1 protein-coding gene, 1 tRNA gene and 1 pseudogene are annotated in these 1,125 nt (G+C 68.9%); 1 reads left to right on the forward strand and 2 read right to left on the reverse strand.

What is annotated here, in order from left to right; translation table 11 throughout:
• Positions 1-170 precede the first annotated feature (170 nt).
• Positions 171-259 (forward strand) — tRNA-Ser (locus AC5RVV_RS17465).
• A gap of 85 nt (positions 260-344) precedes the next feature.
• Here the strand turns inward: AC5RVV_RS17465 and AC5RVV_RS17470 are convergent.
• Positions 345-665, reverse strand: a complete 321-nt coding sequence (locus AC5RVV_RS17470) for a hypothetical protein (protein WP_494002621.1) — start codon at positions 663-665, stop codon at positions 345-347.
• Between the two features lie 16 nt (positions 666-681).
• Positions 682-1,125: pseudogene (locus AC5RVV_RS17475) on the reverse strand (recombinase RecQ); the annotation flags it as partial.

Raw genomic sequence — 1,125 nt, forward strand, 5'->3', positions numbered from 1 at the left:
GGCGTCGGACAACCGTCAGGCCGCGCACCTGCAGGCGCTGTCCAATGAGTTCCTGTGGAAGATGCTGACCCGGTAGCCGGCCGGTTCCCGCCGCCCCCGGTCCCTCCGGCACCCGTTTTGCTCTTAACCCCGTCTTCCGGGTAACCTGATTTGGCTGGTTAATAGCGCTTGGAGACGTGCCAGAGCGGCCGAATGGACTTCACTGCTAATGAAGGGTCGGGGTTAAACTCGACCGGGGGTTCAAATCCCCCCGTCTCCGCGTATCGCGCCCCGGTCTTCGGACCGGGGCGCTCTGCGTTAACGGGAAGTGCACGAAGGCAGCCGGGCGGCGCGTGGTGGCTCGTCTAGGCGTCGAAGCCAGGACCCTTGTATTCCTGCGGATACTTCTCCAGGCTCTGCACTGCGGCGACGGACTGTTTCAGGCCGGCCCGGGTGTGTCTGCGGTACGCCCGGATCGCCTCCAGCTGGTTGCCGCGCCCGATGTAGCCGTACACCTCAGCGTGCCCTTCGGCGGAGAGCAGCCGGCTGGCCGCGATGGCCGTCTCGCGGGACACCGTCGCCGGCCCAGCCGGTCCCGGCACAGCCCCCATGCGGCGGCGTGCCAGGACTATCGCGGCGATGACCAGCACCACGAGCAAGGCGGCGATTATCCACATCGGATCCATATTTTGATCCTAATTGCTACGCCTTCAGGGCCAGCACGAACGGCAGCACCGCTTCCGCTCCGGCCCGGCGCAGAGCCCGGCCGGCCACGGTCATGGTCCAGCGGCTGTCCGCCTGGTCATCCACGAGCAGGACCGGGCCGGGGTTCGCGGCGAGCCAGGCCTGTCCGGCCGGTGGCACTTCGAACTGGTCCCAGACGGAAGCCAGCCGGAAGGCGCTGTTGCCGCCCGGGCCGCCGGCCGGGCCGCCGTGCGGTGCCACCAGGGAGCCCAGGTACGGCAGCCGGCCGATCTCCGACAGCCCCCGGGCCAGTGACTCCACGAGCTGGGGCTTGCTCCGCGAAGGGATGGTGATGACCCCGACCGGCCGGTGGTCCCAGCCCCACTGGGCCAGGACCTGGACGCAGGCCTGCAGCAGGTCACGGTCGACGCGGCCAAGTGGATCAACCTCTACGGCGGCGTC

The sequence above is a fragment of the Arthrobacter sp. MDT2-34-1 genome (genome assembly GCF_059091365.1).